Origin of the sequence: Bacillus sanguinis (genome assembly GCF_018332475.1) — a bacterium.
Taxonomy (GTDB): domain Bacteria; phylum Bacillota; class Bacilli; order Bacillales; family Bacillaceae_G; genus Bacillus_A; species Bacillus_A sanguinis.
The window spans coordinates 1-1,238 of sequence record NZ_BOQB01000554.1 but is presented as its reverse complement, the minus strand read 5'-3'; the positions used below and the strand labels follow the sequence as shown (position 1 = coordinate 1,238).

The 1,238-nt window shown below is 30.1% G+C and carries 2 protein-coding genes; both read right to left on the bottom strand.

The window, feature by feature from the left end:
• Positions 1-122: 122 nt before the first annotated feature.
• Entirely contained in the window at positions 123-683 is a 561-nt protein-coding gene (locus KI369_RS28510; protein ID WP_212959000.1) for a nucleoside/nucleotide kinase family protein, read from the bottom strand.
• 48 nt (positions 684-731) lie between these two features.
• A partial coding sequence (locus KI369_RS28505) for a GNAT family N-acetyltransferase (protein WP_212958999.1) occupies positions 732-1,238 on the bottom strand: 507 nt, incomplete at its 5' end.

Genomic DNA, 1,238 nt, shown 5'->3' with positions numbered 1-1,238 from the left:
CCGTTTTATAAATTTATAGACCTCTCCCAATTCAATTCGCTGAAACAGACTGCAACTTCTTTCCTTGAAATACTCTTGAATACATCTTAAAATCATCAACTTGTACATATTTTTCTATACTTTTAACCATTGACGATCACTTCTTTTCGATTAAGTTCCTCTTCAATTTGATTAATTATTTCATCTACAGATAAAGACCCATCCAAAACAATATCTGAATTTGGCTTTACAGTATGAAGTGCCTCCAAATAAGCTTTTCTAGCATATGTTATATAATGCTTTAAATCATTATGTATTTCACTCATTGTATCCTCCTTAAAATCTCGTAAAATTCTTCTAGCCATCGCAATATCTAAAGGCGTATCGATAAATATAGTTACATCAATGAATTGTCGCATTTCACTATTTAAGTATGCAAAAGGATAATCTAAAATAATATAATCTACATTACTATCTCGTATAAGATGCTGAATATCCTTAATTAATGGTGTAAGTACCCATTCATTATAATTTGCTCCATCATCAATCCATTTACAAATATCTGCAGGACAGTTATCAAAGTTGTAGCTATCAAAATATAGAGCTTTTGAATTCATTAATTTATGGGTTAATCCTTCTGTAACAGTAGTTTTACCTCCTCCTGAAACAGCTGCAATTGAAATAATTTTCGTTTTTTTATTCATAAATTCCCACCATACCCCTTTTAATTGACATAACATAATTATAAACAACTATTGTTTTTTATCGCCCCATTCATATTCTAACATACTCATTTCCCATAAATTCCAATATGTTTCCCCTACTTTTTTCGACTCTCTTAGTAAACCTTCTTTTACAAATCCTATTTTTTCATAACATGAAATAGCCGACGTATTAAAATCATATACACCTAGAGTGACTCTATGTAGTTTTAATTCTTCAAATGCAATATGAAGTACTGCTTTCATTATATGCTTCCCTATAGAACGTCCTCTCATTTTCGTATCACCAACTAGTACTTTACCAATCCTTGCAGATTTATTTATATTGTCTATTTGCCCAAGTGAAATATGACCAACTACTTCTTGAGTCTCTTCATCTATTACTTTGAAAGCAAGTGTATTTTCACTTTCTATATATTTTTCTAATTGTTCTTCATTTAGGGGATATGTAAATGCATTTCCTGACCATTGTATTAAAAATTCTTCGGAATCAATCCAACCTATTAATTGTTTGAAATCAGACTTTTTAAAGGACTC

Bases quoted from the DNA above. Each gene is read 5' to 3' on its own strand.
- KI369_RS28510 (WP_212959000.1), bottom strand. From the start codon at position 683: ATGAATAAAAAAACGAAAATTATTTCAATTGCAGCTGTTTCAGGAGGA.